We start from the raw sequence: 17,184 nt of genomic DNA, 5'->3' as shown, positions 1-17,184 counted from the left end.
TCCATCCGTTGCACTTGATGGCATCAACAACAACTCATCCTCTGGTGTTTATTCCTAATTGACTGTCACGATCACATTTCCAACTTTTTTCCCTTGGTCCACATATCGGTGTGCTTCGACAATCTCATCGAGTGGATAAATCGAATCAATGACGGGTTGCAATGCTCCTGATTCGAACAGTTCGTTTAAAAACATCAAGTCCTCTTTACGTTCGCTCGCCGGTCCCTGTCCCGCAACAGAACTGAACGCCCCGTTCTCGCTCACATGGGCTTTTGCTAATCGTTTATCGATTTTCCCTGAGGCATCAAAAACCGCATCATACGTATCTAATTCAAGGTCGTACCCCTCTTTCGTACAATCGACGACCGCATCAGCCCCAAGTCGCTTCACGAGTTCCACGTTCCGCTCGTGGCAAACTGCCGTGACATGTATACCAAAATACTTTGCAATCTGAACAGCAGTCGAACCGACAGCACCCGCTCCACCATATATAAGAACATTTGTCGCCCGTTCGATGTTTGCTTTCCGTAAAAAATGTAAAGAGGTCGTCCCTCCGAACGGAAGTGCCGCCGCCTCGATAAAACTGGCATGCTCAGGCATCTGAACCACACATTTCGATTCGTTCACGCAAGCAAACTCCGCATATCCGCCAAACCGCATTCCCGTGAGCGCATAGATGTTGTCTCCGACCTGAAAGTTTTTCACACTGGTGCCTGTTTCCACGACGATACCCGCCAACACGACACCAAGGATCGGTTGTCTTGGTGCCTTGAACCCCATAACTATCCGCATCGGTAATTTTCCGAGTGCAGGAACGTCCAGTGCGCGTAGACGTCGATCTCCTGAATGAACAGCCGATGCATGTACCTGGATAAGCATCTCATTGCTTTTTGGCTTCGGTCGGTCTACTTCTTGGATGACGAACACTTCTGGACCTCCATATGCGGTACAAATCGCAGCTTTCACGTTGATTCACTCCATTCATGATTTGTCACTTCATTCTGATATATACGTTCCCTCAAAAAAGAGCGTTCAGTCGATTCGGCATAGAAAAACCAGATGACATCAAACGATATCATCCGGTTCATTCTTTACTGATAAACTCACATCGACGAGTGAAAACGGATTGTCGAGTGACGCGGCTGCCGCTTCCGATTGTGCAAATTTCATCTCGGTCACCCTCGGTTCTTGGCGACGTAGGCGGAATGCCCGTTCGAGTCGGCTCGTCAATACATTAAAGATAAAAATAAGCGCAGCGAGCGCAATCGCCGGGACAAGGAATAGATGATTTGTCATCCAAGTCATTGCTGTGAATTGTCTGAAGTAGTATCCAAACATCGAAGACCATTCATAGACGGTCGGCATGATCCCTTCATGTAATAGAACCGTTCCGCCGAAGAAAATCCCAAACAACGAAAGATGAATGAGCAACATGAGCGTCTGCACGAACTGTTGCATAAAGACGATGACAAGCGTCGGAATCAGGTGGGGCAAGAGATGTAGTCTCACACGATGCCAGACACTCCCACCAAGTGTCTCGGCAACAATCATGAACTCTTGTTGTAGCAATTGGCGAATCTCCGTGATGAGATATAACGTGACGGCAGGTAACCCGAGAACGACTAAGACGATTAATTCAATCTTCACTCGTTCCAATAGTGGAGGTACTTGTGTCGAATCCCAAAACGTCATCGTCGACGCGAGCATCATCAATGCGAGTAACGAAATCGGTAAAATCAAGAATCCATCGAGCAACTTTTTGAAGAAGTGATTTAATCGTGCTCCGCGGAAAGCAAGCGGAATCCCAACCAATAAACCGATCGTCATGCGCCCAAGCGCGACAATCGCACAAATCCCGACAGTCCACTTAAAACCTTCGACGAACATCTGAAACAAATCATATCCAGCATTATCCGTCCCGAGCCACTGATCTTTTGACGGTTCAAGTGGTGGGATTCCGATGAGTCTCCCCTCATCCGAGTAGAGCATAAGGGTTTGGTCAACGTTCCCATCACGAAGTACGGTATTTCCAAAACTCATGAACAGGAGACCCGCTACGATGATAAAGCAGAAGATAAAAATCGGGTCACGTATTAATACGCGTCGCATCAAATCCCTCCTTTCCAGGCATTCGGAATGATCCACTCAATGAATAGATCCAACAGAAAAATCGGGATATAGATGACGAATAAAATGACGAGCAAGATCTCCATCTGTGGATTGTAGGCGGCGAATCGAAACAGTCCCTGGACGTTAAATAAATATTCGACGATGAGAAGCGTCGATAAGATGGTGATGAGGTTTGAACGAAAAAAGAGGTAAAAGCGATAGATGATGTTCGGCAACAAATGCTTCCAAAATAGTCCACTCGGTCGAATCCCTTTCGCTTGGGCAAGTTCAAGGTAAGGGATGGACTCTTGTTCATGGATATGGATGGTCAGCCATTTGATAAAAAAGAACAATGTCGTAAGTGTCAAAGTGACAATCGGTAGAAATCGTATGTATTCGGCAAACCCGCCAGCTACTTCAATTCGGTCAAATCCCGTTGCTTTATGTATGGAAATGGCGAGAAACTGTGAAAAGATTAACCAAAATAAATCAGGCACCATCTCAAGCGTCTGACTCGTTTGGTGTAGAACCGTGCGAACACGACTACCGCTACGATAATAGAAGTAGGCATACATGAGACCAAGCATAGTCGACAGGGCGAGTGCTGTCGTAAAAATGATGACCGACTCTTTGACGAGCGGTCCAAGTTCCGGCAACAAAGGTAAATCTGTTTGAGCGGTGATGTTGTAGTATGTAATCTCGTCAAGCTTTTGCAGTTGGTCCAACTGTTGTTGGATGCCGCTCCAGTAATTCGTCAGACTAAAATCGGTCTGAACGACGAGCGTCGGTAAGGCACTAATCGCAATCAAGACAAAAAATGCGATGACAAGATGTGCAGATTTCCGTGCAATATAGCCCATAGTTCTGTCTCCTTTAAATTACTTATCTCAACCAAACGCGTGAAAGGATGTCCGGTATTCTTTCATTTTGTAAAGGGAATTATATCCAAAGACACGTTCTATTGATTCTAGCATAATTATTATGTGAATAGAAACAATTTTCAGAAATTAATGTGGATCACAATGTATGCTATGATGGATTTGTAGAAATATTTAGGAGGTTGAAACATGTGGATTATATTGGGACTAGCAGCGATTGGAGCCACGCTTTTGAACTTGACTGCCTTTATGATGGAGAAAGATTACAAACTACCGATGGCGATTGCGCTGTCCTTGACTGCACTCACACTTTGCGCAGAGTATAGCTTGCTCAATATGTGGGTGGAGTCTGAGGACTGGGCTGCCATATCGGATGTCGTACCCGGCATGTCGCGTGCGCTATGGTTCTTGACGATTGCGGCAATCTTTTTGAATATTCTTCCGATCTTTTTAGAGAAAAAGCGAGCACGCATGATGGAATCGAAAAAATAAATAATTATAAATGGAGCGTGACTATGGAAAATAAATTATTTGCGACTTTCGCTAACCCTTTTGGAATTCTCATTTTGGTAGTGATTGCATTTTCATTTTTATACCAGGCCACATCACGTCTCTTCTCGTCTCACTACATATTGTTCGTAACAAATATGGTAGGAGGACTAGCTTTTATCAGCATCATGCTACTTTTATCGCGTACATATAAGAAAAAATGACAATAAAAACGTGTACGAAGCTATATTTTTAGCCTCGAACACGTTTTCGTTTAACAATGATTCGATGTCAAAAACCTACATTCATTGCTACACGTGCAAATTCAGTAGATGCTTTATATGTCAACTTGACCAAAGATGTCGAAAAATTCCGCACTTAAGAGCGATGTTTCTACTTACTCAACTACTGTAACTCACTAATCACTGTAAAAATTCGCATATATGCATCTAAAACATTCCGCTCGGTTACTTCGTTGTCGTTCAACTCAAAACCCCAGAACTGAAACTGCTCCTGGTCAATTTGCAAATAACCAGCGACATAGTCGCCTGGAATGTCTGGTGCATCATCATAAGTCATGTCTTCAAATACGAATGGAAGATAGCTCTTTTTTGTACCGATAAAGAAGATCGGGATACTTAAAGCCGTATAGACTTCTACATATTTCTCTTGATCTGCTGTATCAAATTGATTATTCATGATCCACACGGCATCAAATGAAGAAGAAGTGGAATTGGTATTCGCTAACTCTTGAAAAGAGATCGTTTTGAATTTCACCTGTTCCAGTTGAATTTCCGGTAGTTCCCCGATCACAGCGATATGTAAGGGTTCTCCACTATACAGTTCGATTGGCCTCTGTTGCGATGCACCCAATCCGCAGCCACTCAAGGTCGCAATCAATAAGAACAAACAAATAAGCATTTTCTTCAATTCAATGCCCTCCCATGATGATTCATGCACATAATATACCATTTATCTTTTTAATATTTTAAACCTTTATCCTTTTTATCCAATTTGAAAAGTGTATTCAAAATTGACGAATAATGTTAATTTATTCAAGCATCCATCACTTCATCAATCCTTTAACTTGGTCGAATACAATAATTCACCATCTCGTGAGCGCAACTCATAATCGATTCCTGTTCGCATCTGCTTCGTCATCGTCGCACGACATGAAAATAGTTGTCCCGGACCATATGCAACGTCGGGAATTTCCTTGAAACCGTATGACCGCTCACCGAACCATAGCGTCAAGTTCGATGAACCCTTCGATGATCGGTCATCGACGACATAACATTCTCCCGTCTCGACGATGTAATTCGTCGTCATGCGGTCATACGTTTCCATACCTGCCATTCCAACAAGAACAATTGACGCGATGCCCGCGAGAACGGCTTGGCCTAATTTTACACGATTGCGTGTCTTGCGCCAATCCATCCAATAGATGACAAGTGAACCTAGACACAATAATCCAATCAACCAAGTGAGTACAATTTCCAACAACCCAATCACCTCAATCTTTAATACGAATTCCCTCGAAAAAGGATTCGATTCTTCTTCTCAATCAAAAAACTCGACACAAGTCGAGTTTAAGTTATTTCATATTCCAGTTTTCGCTTTTGCCAAGCGACAAGCAGGATGCTAATGATGACGAGCAGGAACCAAGAAGATAGTTTTCCTAAATCAACGATAGCCCAGCCGTTCATCTGGTCCGGATACGCCCAGCCGTTGTAAAAGGTCACAATATTTTCAGCGAGCCAGATGAAGCAGGCGATCAAAAAGAACGACAGCACGACCGGCATCTTGAATCGCCGGTCATCAAGCCTGTATGAGACAACCGAGCGACCAAATGCTAAGAAAATGAGTGCGATCAATAGCCATCGCAGATCTAGCCAAACATGGTGCCAGAAGAAGTTGAAATAAATCGCAATGCCTAGCCCGAAAGCGATGATCGGGTTCGGCATCTTCGTAAATCTTAAATCGAGGCGACGCCATGCCTGGACGACGTAACTTCCGACACTCGCGTACATAAACCCCGCATAGAGCGGAACACCCCACACTTTCGTGAACGCCTCATCCGGATAACTCCATGACCCCATCTGCACTTTGAACAGTTCAAGTCCGAGACCGATGACATGGAACCAGCTGATGACCTTCATTTCTTCCATCGTCTCGAGTCCCGTTTTCACGAGGACCACTTGGACGAACAAACACCAGATGAGTAAGACGTCATATCGAGGAAGTGGCAACTCGACAAACTTTGTGACGGCAAGCGCACCAAAGATGGCGACCGGAAAGATACAACTGAGTGCCTGTTCGTAAGCGAAGATAAAGAGATAACGTATACGTCCCATCCGTTGCCCTACCTTTCGATATATTCGTATAAAAATGAAGACTCTCCGTCATAAAAACGTGGGTCAAAGACGCCGAGCCGTTCTTCGTCTGCCACGATGACGACGAACGGTGACCATTTTGTCAGAGTAAGCGCCTCTTGATTCGCTTCAAACAATGGCTCAAGACTCGTCTTTTCGGCACTCGTCAATTCGTATTGCAAGGTCGCTTCTTGATAAATGGAATCTTGAAAGAGCGATACGTTCTCGTCAGTCTTCGTGATGACGGTGAACTGAGTTGGGATAAATGAAGCCGATAGCGCCACTTCGTCATGTTCATCTGCATATGTCTGATACAAGTAAGCTCCTTGCGCACTTTGAATCGCGACATACAAAACGAGAGACGCCCATGCATACCGATACGTCTTATAGCGGACTTCTTGTTTACGGGCGACGAGCCAGGCAACCAAGAAGATCCCCCAATAGACGAAATCCACAATTGGAATCACACCAAACGTAATCCTCACGTCCGAGATCGGTTCAAAGTAACCCGTCCCCCACGCATTGAACAAGTCAGATGTGTTGTGTATGAACACGGACAACAGTGCCCACCAAAAATAACGGATATCTGTCACGCGAAAGAGGAGGCGAACGAGTATGTAGATGAGCAAGGCAAAGAGCGGGACGAGAAAAATCGAGTGGGTGATGCCGCGATGCCACATCTGATACATGCCTTCCGTGTCCCATAGCCTTGAAATCACATCACTGTCCGGGATTTGGCTCCCGACGAGTGTCGTGACGAACAAGGCTCGTTTTTCATGTTGTTGTAAATCACGTTTATCGGCTGCACCATATAGCGTTAGACCGAATAACGTATGTGTAATCGTATCCACGTTCTACCTCCATAGCGAAAGAGACATCTCCCAGGCCTGGATGATGTCTCTTCATATTAATTCTCTTTATCCATTTTCATGGCGCGTCTTGCGACGATCGTTACGAAAATGACAGCGACAATCGGAATGATCAATGGCATCCAATTCAACATCCGCCTGTCCCCCTTCATCTAGTGTCGCAAGCAGTATAGCATATCTGCTTACTCGATGGATGAATGAATGCTTGTATATTCATAAGTAGTTGCCATCTTCTCAATCGTGGCTTTCATATGGTCACGAAGTGTGAGCGGTTCGACCACTTCTACTTGTGCGCCTAATGAGAGCAACCAGTAAATGAATCCGTCAGATACGGCTGCGTCGAAACGGATGAGGAATCGTTCTCCATGTTCGGACACGGAAACATCTTCTCCTAATTTGTCAAAGATGACCGGGAGTACCCGTTCGTCGACAGACAAGACGATTTGTTCATCAGATCCATTATACATATTGAACGACTTTTGATAGTAATCATCAGGTAGGTGATGTTTCGGACGGATGGTGCCGTCTTCCACAATCTCTGAGTTGACGATTCGGTCGACCCGGTAGTTTCGCACTTCTCCGATCGATTCGTCAATACCGATCAAGTAATACTGCTCGTGATTCCAATGCAAGTCAATCGGATTGATGACGTATCGTTCTCCGTCACGGCGAAGCGGGAACGTTCGTTTCGTCACATCGAATCCGACGACATCTGTATACTGGAACGAGATGGCTTTTCGCTCATGAATAGCTCGTTGGATTCGGTCGATATGGTAAGGAATGTGTCCGTGTTTTTTCTTTGGCGTTTTGATGATGGATTGTAACGTCTTCGCTTCAGGATTGCTCGTTAGCATCTGGAGCTTTTCAACAATCTCTTCGGTCACGTCTTCCGAGATGAACTTAGCTGCGACAATTGCATCGACCATCATCCGAAGTTCATGAATCTCGAACAAGCGAGCCGAGTGCCAATATTTTTTGGCGAGACCATTCTTCTCCAATTCATCCTGCACTTCAAACCCCGAATTGTTCAGTGCCTCGATATCGTCTTTCACCGATTTTTTTGCTAACTTAGAAGTATCTCCGATCGTTGACAAGTATTCGAGCAAATCCTCAAGCGTCTTTGGATTTGCTTCGTCCGTATAACGTTCGAAGAAACGTCGTACTTCAAGTAACCGCTCTCGGTTATTCACGGTTCTATCCCCTTTCATTTCTCTATCTAAATTATGTATAAACAGACATTATCATTTTATTTCCACGAAATAAAGGTATTTTCCATTACAAAACGTTTAAGGAGGCGCCATCTGAAATGAAATATTATGCACACGTCAACGGCTCAAAAATTGAATATATAGACCGTGGTCACGGTCCTGTTATCGTACTGATTCATGGGACCCAATCCTCGAGTCTAGAACCATACCATGTGGACCAGCTCGTTTTATCTGGTTTTCGGGTCATTGTCCCATCTCGGCCCGGATATGGAGAAACTCCGTACTCATTCTCAGCATCTCCTCAAGTGTTTGCGACACAACTCCATCACTTGATGCAGATGCTAAAAATTGACCGATATCATGTATATGGTATTTCTGCCGGTGGACCGACCGCCATCGAACTCGCCTCACAAAATCCGGCCGTGCTCAGTCTGACACTTGCTGCAGCCGTGACGAGTATCGTCGATTTTCCATATCGGGACACGGTCAGTCGGAATATCGTCCAGCCGGCATTCATCGCGCTTCAATACATCATGAAACAGTTCATTGCTCGTGCCATCCAAAAGCACCCGTTTGAGGCGACGGCTCGGATGATTCAATCGACAAGCGATTTGACGCTCGACACGATTCGGGAAGAAGTGTCACCCTACGACATCTTCCTCCTCAAACGCGTCGCGAATCAAATGTCATTCGGTCTTGGCGCACAGTTCGATCTGAAACAGCGTGTATCGAGCGAGGTATTACTCGGTGTCAAATGCCCGACCTATATCGTCCATTCCAAAAACGATAAGGCCGTTCCGGTTCGCCATGCCCATTACGCGAAGCGCTTAATCCCACATGCTCAACTATCGATTCTGAACAGTCCCGGTCACTTGATTTGGGTCGGACGGCACGCGAGAAAGTCAGAGCGACAAATCGAACGATTCATCCGATTTAACTCATAAAGCATCTCAACACAAGAGGTGCTTTTTCTCTATTAACCATCCAATCCCAAAACTTGTATCAAATGATTGGTCGTATGTTCTGGCAACTTCCATAGACTGCCTGCTCGATTAAATCCCGCGAGTACACTTGGACGGTTCAATTGACCGAGCCAAAGCTGATAACGCTCTTTCTCTCCACCTTTATATTGCACCGTAAGATCAAAATCGGGTGCCACTTCGATTTCGATTTCTTCGATTTCTTCTGAACTTCGTAGCATTTCCGCGAACACCTTAACCTGATCCAATTCGTGAAACTCTAACGCTACTTCTGGATTGAATGTTCCACGCTCCGTTGACTCCGCCACCATCACGCGTTCCATTTCTTCTCGTTCCAGTTCTTCTGTATCGATTTTATAAGACAATGTCGCCTTACGAATTTCACCTGCCCACCGAATCCATTTATCCATCATTTCACTCCTCTCGTCTAATGTACGTATTATCAATCAAAACGGTTTCAACATTTGCAAAATAAAAAAGCCGAGCAATCGCTCAGCTTTTACACTCATTCATATTTCCAACCAACCAAAGTTGCATCCTCTCCGACATAGCGAATCCGTTTCTCGTCATCATTTGGGAAAACACGAAGCGTGGCCACAGCGTCACCGTCGTTGACGAAACATTCGACACTCGACGAGTCGACGAACAGATGTAAAGACGTGACATCGAGCACTATTGTTCGGGTCGTCCCGAACTCGGTTGCGAACGGTTCACCCGCATTCGTCCGATCGATGGTCAATTCCTGTGTTTCTTTCTTGTACCGAATCACGAGCGACTCATCTTCTGTCTTCAACAGTTCGAGCTCGAAGTCTTCTCCGGACGTCGACAATTCCAATTCATAACGTTCGGGCGAAATCACTTCGATATGCGCGCCTGATTCATTTACGAAATGATTAGTTCGGAGTTGCTTCATTTCAGGGACTGGACGTTGCTTCAATACGCCATTTTCAAGTGACAGCTCTCTAGGTAGCGTCAATGCATGCGCCCAGCCGTACCGGTCTGTCGGATATTCAATCTCCGGTAAGCCCATCCAACCGACTAAGATGCGACGGCCATCATGCTCCGTCGTTTGCGGGGCGTAAAAGTCAAACCCGAAGTCCAATTCTTCGAATGCACCGTGGTTGAATGTACTCGTATTCAAGTCGAGGTCACCGGTCAAATATCCGGACTGATAGATGTTGTGGTAGCGATGACCCTCGGGCTTGATCCCTTGCGGAGAAAAGATGAGCACGTGTTTCCCGTCAAGTTCGAACACATCAGGACATTCCCACATGTAACCAAACTCTTCGAGTTCGGTCTTTACTTCACCTAAAAACGTCCAGTCATTTAAATCGGTCGAACGATATAAGACGACACATCCCGTCTCATCCGTGCGTTGCGCACCGACAATCGCGTAATACGTTCCATCTTCTTCCCACACCTTCGGGTCACGGAAATGTTCCGTATAGCCTGCTGGAATATCCGGGATGGCCACATTTCGACGTTCAATCATCCCGTCACGCAATACACCGATAATTTGCGAGGCGTGACGCGTCCAATCGTCTGTGCGATGATTCCCGGTATACATCACATGAAGGGTGTCGTCTACAACGAAACCACTTCCAGAGTAGGCACCGTGGGAATCTTCTTTCGTTTCAGGGACTAACGCCACCCCGCGGTCTGTCCAATGGACGAGATCGGTTGAACTGACATGGTACCAATGTTTGAGACCGTGAACTGGCCCTAGCGGAAACCATTGATAAAATAAATGGTATTCTCCATCGTAATACGTGAAGCCGTTCGGGTCATTGAGGAGGCCCGTAGGCGGCTGGATGTGGTATCCAAACCGCCATGGGGATGCGGTCGTCTTTGCACGGAGCACCTCCATCTCGAGGGCGCTCACGTCACGGAGTGAACGATAACGTTCGGCCTTCGTCCAATTCATAGTGTCACTTCCTTTTTTGTTATGCGGCTTGTTTGACCGCTTCTTTTTTTGCTTGTCGTTTCGCGAGGATGAATGTCAATCCGAATGTCACGGCGAAGGCGATGGCCATGCCAATGATATACGAGATGATCGAACCCGGTGCGATTGAAATAATACCTGGTAATCCGGCAGCACCGAGCGCTACTGCCAATACGTCGTTTCCAACGATGAACGCAGAGGCGATGGCTGAACCGACGATGGCTGCGATGAACGGATAACGAAGTTTTAAGTTGACCCCGAACATGGCAGGCTCTGTGATTCCAAGTAGTGCAGAGATTCCTGATGCTGAGGCGACCCCTTTCATCTTCTTATCAGCAGTTAAGAAGAAGACCGCAAGGGTAGCTGCCCCTTGTGCGACGTTTGACATCGCAGCAATCGGGAAGATGAACGATCCGCCAGTTTCGGCGATATCAGCGAGAAGCTGTGTCTCAATCGCAATAAAGCTATGGTGCATCCCTGTGATCACGATTGGGGCGTAGAGAAGACCCATGATCAAGCCACCGACGAATCCGAGTGAATCATACGTCCACACCAATCCATCAATGATTAGGTTCCCTGCTTCACGTGTGATTGGACCCACGAAAGCGAACGTGATGAACGCTGTGAAGAGAAGTGAAAGTAATGGCGTAAGCAAGATGTCAAGTGACGCCGGCATGAACTTCCGGATGTTGATTTCAAGCTTCGATAAAATATACGTCGAGACGAGGACTGGTAAGACTTGTCCTTGGTATCCTAACTTTTCAATCTCAAGACCGAAGATGTTCCAAACCGGAATGTCTTCAACCGTTGCCTGTGCATATGCGTTAATCAAGTCCGGGTGAACCATGATCATTCCTAGTGCCGCACCAAGATATGGATTACCACCAAACCGCTTGGCTGCGGAGAACCCTATGAGTACTGGTAAGAAGACGAAGGCAGCGTTTGCGAACGTATTGATCATCGCTGCGAGATCCGCCATGCCTGGATACTGATTAATCAACGATTGTCCGTCAAAAAACAAATCCGGTGCCGTCAATAAGTTGTTGATCCCCATCAAGAGACCGCCGGCGACGATGGCCGGGATGATTGGAACAAAGATATCGGATAACATTTTGACGAACTGTTGGAGCGGGTTCATCTTTTTCGCTCCGGCTGACTTCACGTCTGTCGTTGACATGTCTCCAAGACCAGTCATCTGTGAGAACTCGGCATATACCTTGTTGACCGTACCTTGTCCGATGATGATTTGGTATTGTCCTCCCGTAGAGAACGTCCCTTTGACAACATCGAGTTGTTCGAGAGCTTTCTCATCGACCTTCGACTCATCGTTCAATACGAGTCGAAGGCGAGTCGCACAGTGGGCGGCTGCCGCAACGTTTTCTTTCCCACCAATCGCCTCTAAGATCGATGCTGCTTCTTTTTTGTAATCCATTTTCATTTCCCTCCTAACGTTTCATTTACAAGTTTTCGTGATGGAATGGCTGGTATAGCGCCGTATGCCGTACAAGTCAATGCTCCTGTTACGTTTGCATATTCAATGTCAGCCAGTAATCGCGCCGAATCAAATCCGAGTGTCGCCAAACGATACAAATAGGCACCGACGAACGCATCTCCCGCTCCCGTCGAATCGACACTGTCGATTGAGATTGAAGGAACGATTTCATGATGCGCGCTTGTCGCAATCAACGTCCCACGAGACCCTAGTGTGATGGCAATCTGTTTTGCACCTAATTCAAGCAGTGCACGAACAGCGTCTTCTAGTTGTTCTTCTCCGGTTAACAAGTGTGCTTCTTCTTCGCTCAATTTAATGAAGTCCGATTCCGCGATGAAGTGTCTCGCATCTTGTTTAAATTGCTCGAGGTCCGTGATCAATGCATCTCGATAGTTCGGGTCGAACGAGATAAACAAGCCATCCCGCTTTGCAAATTGCAATAACTTGAAGTACGCGTCTTTCAATTTTCCATCAAGTAATGCTGTCGCCGAGCCGAAATGAATGATGTCTCCTGACTCGATTACCGATAAGTCGATCGACTCGAAAGCGAACTCTCCGTCACTTCCGCGACGGAATGTGAAGTCCCGCTCTCCGTCCTCTTGAATCGATACGAATGCAAATGTCGTATTTCCAGATTCCACAAGGTTTTCTGTTCGGACGCCGTTCTCGATCAACGTCTGTTTCAAGAAGAGACCAAACGGGTCATCTCCAACCTGTCCGAGGAAACTCGATTGTCCCCCGTGCTTACTGACGACTGCCGCGACATTCGCAGGTGCGCCTCCTGCTTTTTTGACGAACGTCGTGCCGTTGACGAGGTCGCTCGAAGCATCCTCACACACCCAGTCAATCAACAACTCTCCGATACAATGTACGGTGTTCATATCGTCCACCTCCATAAATCATAATAAGTTCTAAGTATGATTGGTACCGGTTCCAAAATGATTTAAAAAAATGTTACGGAACCGGTTCCGCAACACGAATATAAATCATTTATTTTATATTGTCAACGCTTTCGCGCACTTTTAATTCGAAATTTGTGAACGTTTTCATCGGAACTTGTTCACCATGTAAAAGTTGCAACATCATATCGGCTGCTTTAGCACCAGTTCGGCGATATGGAAGACGGACGGTCGTGATGGATGGATGTAAGACTTCCGTAAAATCGTAGCCTCCGAAACCACTGACAGAAACATCATTCGGGACAGAGATACCACGATTCGCCAATCCTTTCAATACGCCAAGTGCGATGTTGTCTGTCGCACAGACGATGAGAGAGATTAAGCCAATCTCTTCAGACAGTTGTTCACCGATCGGGATCGCATCATCAATTTTAAACGTTGTTTGAATAATTTTGACACGTGCTCCTGTTTTCTGAAATGCTGTTAAAAAACCGTCACGTCGATCCTGTCCGACGGCGATATCCACCTCAGACACACCCACATAGATGACGTTCCGGTGACCCCACTCCGTAAATCGTGTACCGAGCGCATAGGCTGCATCGAAATCAGGATAGACAAGGCTGTGCACATTGTCATGCCGCTGACCAATTAGCAAGACAGGGATCTGGATCGCTTCAATTGCCTCAAGGTGACGCTCTGTGACCGTTGTCCCAAGCCAAATGATCCCTGCAACCTTTTGTTTGGTCAAGTTGTATAATTGTTCGATTTCACGCTCTGTCTGCTGTGCCGTATTGACGACGAGCATCTGATATCCTCGTTCTGTGAGCTGTTCATCGATCCCCATCATCGTCCGTGAGGCAGCGTACGAATCGAGCCGTGGAACGATGACACCAATCATCTTCGTCTGTTTCGATTTGAGACTTTGCGCGAACTGATTCGGTTCATAATTCGTCTCTCGAATGACCCGGTCGAGTTTTTCTCTCGTCGCCTTGCCGACAGAACCTCCGTTCAAATAACGCGAGACTGTACTTTTTGCGACTCCTGCGAGCTCGGCGATATCTTTAATGGTGACTTGTTTCATCATTACCCCTCCATATGAAAAAAGCTGACGTGCGAGACGCCGTCAGCTTAATGGTTTACTACATATCGTTTCTTAAAATTTAAATAATACAGGCCGTTCCGCTTTTCGAATCCATTTCGCAAAAGGACTTGTTGCATCTCTTGTTGGTGAGGACTCGTTGGTGGAATGCCAGCGCGGACGGTCTGTCCGTCTAATAACTCCGAATCTAGTAAGGCAAGACGTAGCCCTTCAGTCGCATACCCTTTATTTTTATACGGATCAAACACCATCAGGTCGAGTTGATATACTCTAGCAAGCTTGAGCAACAATACTTTACCGACAAGTTCGTCGTCGACCATCAAATCATAATAAAAGTCTTCTCCATAGCTGTGCTCTTTTGCGTGATAGAGTTGTTCTGTCCCCATCTCTTCAAAGATGCCTTTCAACTCTTCGGCAGAAACACCATATGAGTTTTCTCCGTATTTTTGAAAGTGTTCATATTCGATCTCATCAATTTGGCGAATAGGTTGACGCACGATGTTCATCCCGTGCCCTCCTTAACTAGTAGTTCAATATCTGTCTGCGCTTATTATAAACGAATCTACTCATGAAGCGCAAAAGATAACCGAACGTCATATCGGTTCAATATGAATATGAACCGAGTCGACAGCATGTTGTTCATCCAGTTTCCGTTCGATTTCGTCACACAATTCATGAGCCGAATCCACCGTCAAATCCCCATCAACTGCAATTGTCACGTCGAGCATCACGTGATTCCCTAAATGTCGTCCTTTGATTTCACGGACTTCTTTCACACGTTCGAACTGTTCGATTGTCTCCTCATATGATTCCACAAGATGTGGCGGGAACCCATCTGAGAGTTGATGTGTGGCATCTAAGAAGATTTGTATCGCTGTGCGGATAATCATACCGGCAATGACAACTGCCAAAACCGTGTCCATCCAAGGGAGCTGAAAATATGCGAATAGAACACCGAGTGTTGCCCCAATCGAAATCATCGCATCTGCCAAGTTATCTTTCGCCGCTGCCTTTAGCGCCAGTGATTTTGTTTTCTTCGAAAGATTCAAATTGAAGCGATATACAGCGAACATGACGAGCGCACTGATGAACGCGACGACGGCTGCTAATGGGTTCGGTTCTGCATATTCTCCTCCGATTAAGTTAGACAGGCTATTGAAGAATACAAAGATACCGACTGCAACCATGATCAATGAAGCAACTAACGCCGAGATTGTTTCCATCTTCGCGTGTCCGTATTTATGTTCAGCGTCTCGAGGAAAAGCCGCAACCCGAATTCCGATATATACGGCGACCGACGCGATAATATCTGTCGTATTGTTGAATCCATCGGCTAGCACAGCCTCAGATTCATATAGATAACCAAAAAATACTTTTACTATAGATAAGATCAAATAGGTTGTGATCGATACAATCGCTCCTTTGAGCGCTTTTGGTGGATGATTTGTCGTTTCCATCCCCCCACCTCCTTTTTAGCTCAGTTAGTATAGCAGGTGAACTTCGTGTGGGGATAGAGAAACAATGTTTCTTACAGCCAAAATAAATGGAATAAATTCCCGGTAGTTTCGTTTAACAAATTTTATGGTAAAGTAAACAGGAAGAGACCTTAGGGTTAAACCGTAAAAAGAGGTGAAACAAATGTTTACAGAACGAGATGGAATCAAATTAAGATTGGAACAAATTGACAGGTTACTCGTCGATTTGAATCGCGAGGCGAAGCAATTGATGGCACGCCTTCGCGAGCTAGATGCCTCTGGAGAAAATCCGCATGAAGTATCCTTGAAACCTGAAGAACGAGATACGTTGAAATCATCAATCGATGAGACGCTTGAAGCACTGCAAAGCCGTTCAAAGCGTCCGGTGAACGTAAACGATGAGAAGAAGAAAGAACTTGCTTCTCATAAAGCACTTATCGATGAACTATCAGACTTACTCAGTAAGAAAAAATGAGACGCAGCGGCGTCTCATTTTTTATGGAGGAGCTAGTAACATGTATATCGTAACCACCTGTTTACGCCCGACAGACGAAGTTTTGTCTCGGGCGCATAGATATGCTGCAGAGTACAAGTTGAAGTTTGTCGATCGACGCAAACATTCGATTGATGAGCTGAAGAAACGCCATCACCAAGATGTACTTGTGTTTGATAAACGACGCGTCGAATACACACCACTGCACAGTACAGAACCATTCTTTTTTCATCCTTCTAGCTCGGTCTTTCGAGTGAAACAACTTAGTCGTGGTGGAACAGATCCACTCATTGATGCATTACAAGCTACACTGGGTGATCGAATGTTAGATTGTACGCTCGGTCTGGGATCGGACAGCATCGTCATGAGCCATGCAGTCGGCACAACAGGAAAAATGGTCGGAATCGAAAGTCAATTTATCACGGCGCAACTCGTTCGAGAAGGCATGGCCGTTTGGGTAGAAAAAGATGAGCATGTGACTGAGGCGATGCGCCGCATTGAGGTCGTTCACGCCAATTCACTCGACTATTTGAAAACGTGTGCGGAAAATTCGTTTGATTGTATTTACTTTGATCCGATGTTTGAAAAAACGATTTCAGAATCGGTTCATTTGAACCCACTTCGCTCGATTGCCGACACTTCTCCTCTCACTCAAGAGTTGATTGCCGAAGCAAAACGCGTAGCCAAGAAACGAATTGTCTTGAAGGCGCATTTTGAGAGCGATACCTTTGAACGCTATGGTTTCACTCATATAAAACGTAAAACGTCGAAGTTCCATTACGGATATATCGACCTAGAGTCTAAGTCTATTTAGTTCATATTGACTAAATAGGTCATTAGACTCCTTTTTTGTTTATTATTTTCTGAATATTGACATTA

Annotated in this window: 19 protein-coding genes; 4 read left to right on the top strand and 15 right to left on the bottom strand. The window is 45.7% G+C overall.

Annotated elements, in window-relative coordinates:
• Positions 1 to 54 precede the first annotated feature (54 nt).
• The 3 genes from KNO98_RS01855 to KNO98_RS01845 all read right to left on the bottom strand — a co-directional run bounded on the left by KNO98_RS01855 (position 55) and on the right by KNO98_RS01845 (position 2,969).
• Positions 55 to 966, bottom strand: a complete 912-nt coding sequence (locus KNO98_RS01855) for an NAD(P)-dependent alcohol dehydrogenase (protein ID WP_214698484.1) — start codon at positions 964 to 966, stop codon at positions 55 to 57.
• A gap of 99 nt (positions 967 to 1,065) precedes the next feature.
• Positions 1,066 to 2,109 carry an ABC transporter permease gene (locus KNO98_RS01850; RefSeq protein WP_214698482.1) on the bottom strand — a complete coding sequence of 348 codons (1,044 nt, stop codon included), beginning with the start codon at positions 2,107 to 2,109 and terminating at the stop codon, positions 1,066 to 1,068.
• Complete coding sequence (locus tag KNO98_RS01845) at positions 2,109 to 2,969, bottom strand: ABC transporter permease subunit (protein ID WP_214698480.1); 861 nt, start codon at positions 2,967 to 2,969, stop codon at positions 2,109 to 2,111. The genes KNO98_RS01850 and KNO98_RS01845 overlap by 1 nt, the downstream gene beginning before the upstream one ends.
• A 207-nt stretch (positions 2,970 to 3,176) precedes the next feature.
• Here KNO98_RS01845 and KNO98_RS01840 point away from each other — a divergent pair, with 207 nt between their 5' ends.
• A complete protein-coding gene (locus KNO98_RS01840) occupies positions 3,177 to 3,479 on the top strand; it encodes a hypothetical protein (protein WP_214698478.1) in 303 nt (100 codons plus the stop codon).
• Between the two features lie 402 nt (positions 3,480 to 3,881).
• Here the strand turns inward: KNO98_RS01840 and KNO98_RS01835 are convergent, their stop codons facing one another.
• From KNO98_RS01835 to KNO98_RS01815, 5 genes are all read right to left on the bottom strand, one after another.
• Complete coding sequence (locus KNO98_RS01835) at positions 3,882 to 4,406, bottom strand: lipoprotein (RefSeq protein WP_214698476.1); 525 nt, start codon at positions 4,404 to 4,406, stop codon at positions 3,882 to 3,884.
• 144 nt (positions 4,407 to 4,550) lie between these two features.
• The gene (locus KNO98_RS01830; protein ID WP_214698474.1) at positions 4,551 to 4,976 is read right to left on the bottom strand and encodes a hypothetical protein; all 426 of its coding nucleotides are present in this window, start codon (positions 4,974 to 4,976) and stop codon (positions 4,551 to 4,553) included.
• A gap of 89 nt (positions 4,977 to 5,065) precedes the next feature.
• The gene (locus tag KNO98_RS01825) at positions 5,066 to 5,830 is read right to left on the bottom strand and encodes a DUF817 domain-containing protein (RefSeq protein ID WP_214698473.1); all 765 of its coding nucleotides are present in this window, start codon (positions 5,828 to 5,830) and stop codon (positions 5,066 to 5,068) included.
• An 8-nt stretch (positions 5,831 to 5,838) separates the two neighbouring features.
• A complete protein-coding gene (locus KNO98_RS01820) occupies positions 5,839 to 6,699 on the bottom strand; it encodes a metal-dependent hydrolase (protein ID WP_214698471.1) in 861 nt (286 codons plus the stop codon).
• 200 nt (positions 6,700 to 6,899) lie between these two features.
• Entirely contained in the window at positions 6,900 to 7,907 is a 1,008-nt protein-coding gene (locus tag KNO98_RS01815) for a helix-turn-helix transcriptional regulator (RefSeq protein ID WP_214698470.1), read from the bottom strand.
• A 116-nt stretch (positions 7,908 to 8,023) separates the two neighbouring features.
• Between KNO98_RS01815 and KNO98_RS01810 the strand changes: the two genes are divergently transcribed.
• Entirely contained in the window at positions 8,024 to 8,869 is an 846-nt protein-coding gene (locus KNO98_RS01810) for an alpha/beta fold hydrolase (protein WP_214698468.1), read from the top strand.
• Positions 8,870 to 8,901: 32 nt separating this feature from the next.
• Here KNO98_RS01810 and KNO98_RS01805 read toward each other — a convergent pair whose 3' ends face one another.
• The 7 genes from KNO98_RS01805 to KNO98_RS01775 form a co-directional block, all read right to left on the bottom strand.
• Positions 8,902 to 9,315, bottom strand: coding sequence for a YhfM domain-containing protein (locus tag KNO98_RS01805; protein WP_026826021.1), 414 nt, complete (start codon positions 9,313 to 9,315; stop codon positions 8,902 to 8,904).
• A 95-nt stretch (positions 9,316 to 9,410) separates the two neighbouring features.
• Entirely contained in the window at positions 9,411 to 10,829 is a 1,419-nt protein-coding gene (locus tag KNO98_RS01800; RefSeq protein WP_214698467.1) for a glycoside hydrolase family 32 protein, read from the bottom strand.
• A gap of 19 nt (positions 10,830 to 10,848) precedes the next feature.
• The gene (locus KNO98_RS01795) at positions 10,849 to 12,279 is read right to left on the bottom strand and encodes a sucrose-specific PTS transporter subunit IIBC (protein ID WP_214698465.1); all 1,431 of its coding nucleotides are present in this window, start codon (positions 12,277 to 12,279) and stop codon (positions 10,849 to 10,851) included.
• Positions 12,280 to 12,281: 2 nt separating this feature from the next.
• Complete coding sequence (locus tag KNO98_RS01790; protein WP_214698463.1) at positions 12,282 to 13,220, bottom strand: carbohydrate kinase family protein; 939 nt, start codon at positions 13,218 to 13,220, stop codon at positions 12,282 to 12,284.
• Positions 13,221 to 13,329: 109 nt separating this feature from the next.
• Positions 13,330 to 14,319 (bottom strand): LacI family DNA-binding transcriptional regulator, encoded by a 990-nt coding sequence (locus KNO98_RS01785; protein ID WP_214698461.1) that lies wholly within the window; start codon positions 14,317 to 14,319, stop codon positions 13,330 to 13,332.
• A gap of 47 nt (positions 14,320 to 14,366) precedes the next feature.
• Positions 14,367 to 14,843 carry a GNAT family protein gene (locus tag KNO98_RS01780; protein ID WP_026826026.1) on the bottom strand — a complete coding sequence of 159 codons (477 nt, stop codon included), beginning with the start codon at positions 14,841 to 14,843 and terminating at the stop codon, positions 14,367 to 14,369.
• 87 nt (positions 14,844 to 14,930) lie between these two features.
• Positions 14,931 to 15,794: a cation diffusion facilitator family transporter gene (locus tag KNO98_RS01775; protein WP_214698459.1), complete on the bottom strand. Its 864-nt coding sequence runs from the start codon at positions 15,792 to 15,794 to the stop codon at positions 14,931 to 14,933.
• 181 nt (positions 15,795 to 15,975) lie between these two features.
• Here KNO98_RS01775 and KNO98_RS01770 point away from each other — a divergent pair, with 181 nt between their 5' ends.
• Positions 15,976 to 16,287, top strand: coding sequence for a hypothetical protein (locus KNO98_RS01770; RefSeq protein WP_026826028.1), 312 nt, complete (start codon positions 15,976 to 15,978; stop codon positions 16,285 to 16,287).
• A 40-nt stretch (positions 16,288 to 16,327) separates the two neighbouring features.
• Entirely contained in the window at positions 16,328 to 17,119 is a 792-nt protein-coding gene (locus KNO98_RS01765; protein ID WP_214698457.1) for a class I SAM-dependent methyltransferase, read from the top strand.
• Positions 17,120 to 17,184: the final 65 nt, after the last annotated feature.

Origin of the sequence: Exiguobacterium sp. s57 (genome assembly GCF_018617685.1) — a bacterium.
In the GTDB taxonomy this organism is placed as follows: Bacteria; Bacillota; Bacilli; order Exiguobacteriales; family Exiguobacteriaceae; genus Exiguobacterium; species Exiguobacterium marinum.
Note: the sequence above shows the minus strand (reverse complement) of the source record. Positions and strands in the feature narration are given on the sequence as shown.

Bases quoted from the DNA above. Each gene is read 5' to 3' on its own strand.
- KNO98_RS01850 (WP_214698482.1), bottom strand. From the start codon at position 2,109: ATGCGACGCGTATTAATACGTGACCCGATTTTTATCTTCTGCTTTATC.
- KNO98_RS01845 (WP_214698480.1), bottom strand. From the start codon at position 2,969: ATGGGCTATATTGCACGGAAATCTGCACATCTTGTCATCGCATTTTTT.
- KNO98_RS01840 (WP_214698478.1), top strand. From the start codon at position 3,177: ATGTGGATTATATTGGGACTAGCAGCGATTGGAGCCACGCTTTTGAAC.
- KNO98_RS01825 (WP_214698473.1), bottom strand. From the start codon at position 5,830: ATGGGACGTATACGTTATCTCTTTATCTTCGCTTACGAACAGGCACTC.
- KNO98_RS01810 (WP_214698468.1), top strand. From the start codon at position 8,024: ATGAAATATTATGCACACGTCAACGGCTCAAAAATTGAATATATAGAC.
- KNO98_RS01805 (WP_026826021.1), bottom strand. From the start codon at position 9,315: ATGGATAAATGGATTCGGTGGGCAGGTGAAATTCGTAAGGCGACATTG.
- KNO98_RS01800 (WP_214698467.1), bottom strand. From the start codon at position 10,829: ATGAATTGGACGAAGGCCGAACGTTATCGTTCACTCCGTGACGTGAGC.
- KNO98_RS01795 (WP_214698465.1), bottom strand. From the start codon at position 12,279: ATGGATTACAAAAAAGAAGCAGCATCGATCTTAGAGGCGATTGGTGGG.
- KNO98_RS01790 (WP_214698463.1), bottom strand. From the start codon at position 13,220: ATGAACACCGTACATTGTATCGGAGAGTTGTTGATTGACTGGGTGTGT.
- KNO98_RS01785 (WP_214698461.1), bottom strand. From the start codon at position 14,319: ATGAAACAAGTCACCATTAAAGATATCGCCGAGCTCGCAGGAGTCGCA.
- KNO98_RS01780 (WP_026826026.1), bottom strand. From the start codon at position 14,843: ATGAACATCGTGCGTCAACCTATTCGCCAAATTGATGAGATCGAATAT.
- KNO98_RS01775 (WP_214698459.1), bottom strand. From the start codon at position 15,794: ATGGAAACGACAAATCATCCACCAAAAGCGCTCAAAGGAGCGATTGTA.
- KNO98_RS01770 (WP_026826028.1), top strand. From the start codon at position 15,976: ATGTTTACAGAACGAGATGGAATCAAATTAAGATTGGAACAAATTGAC.
- KNO98_RS01765 (WP_214698457.1), top strand. From the start codon at position 16,328: ATGTATATCGTAACCACCTGTTTACGCCCGACAGACGAAGTTTTGTCT.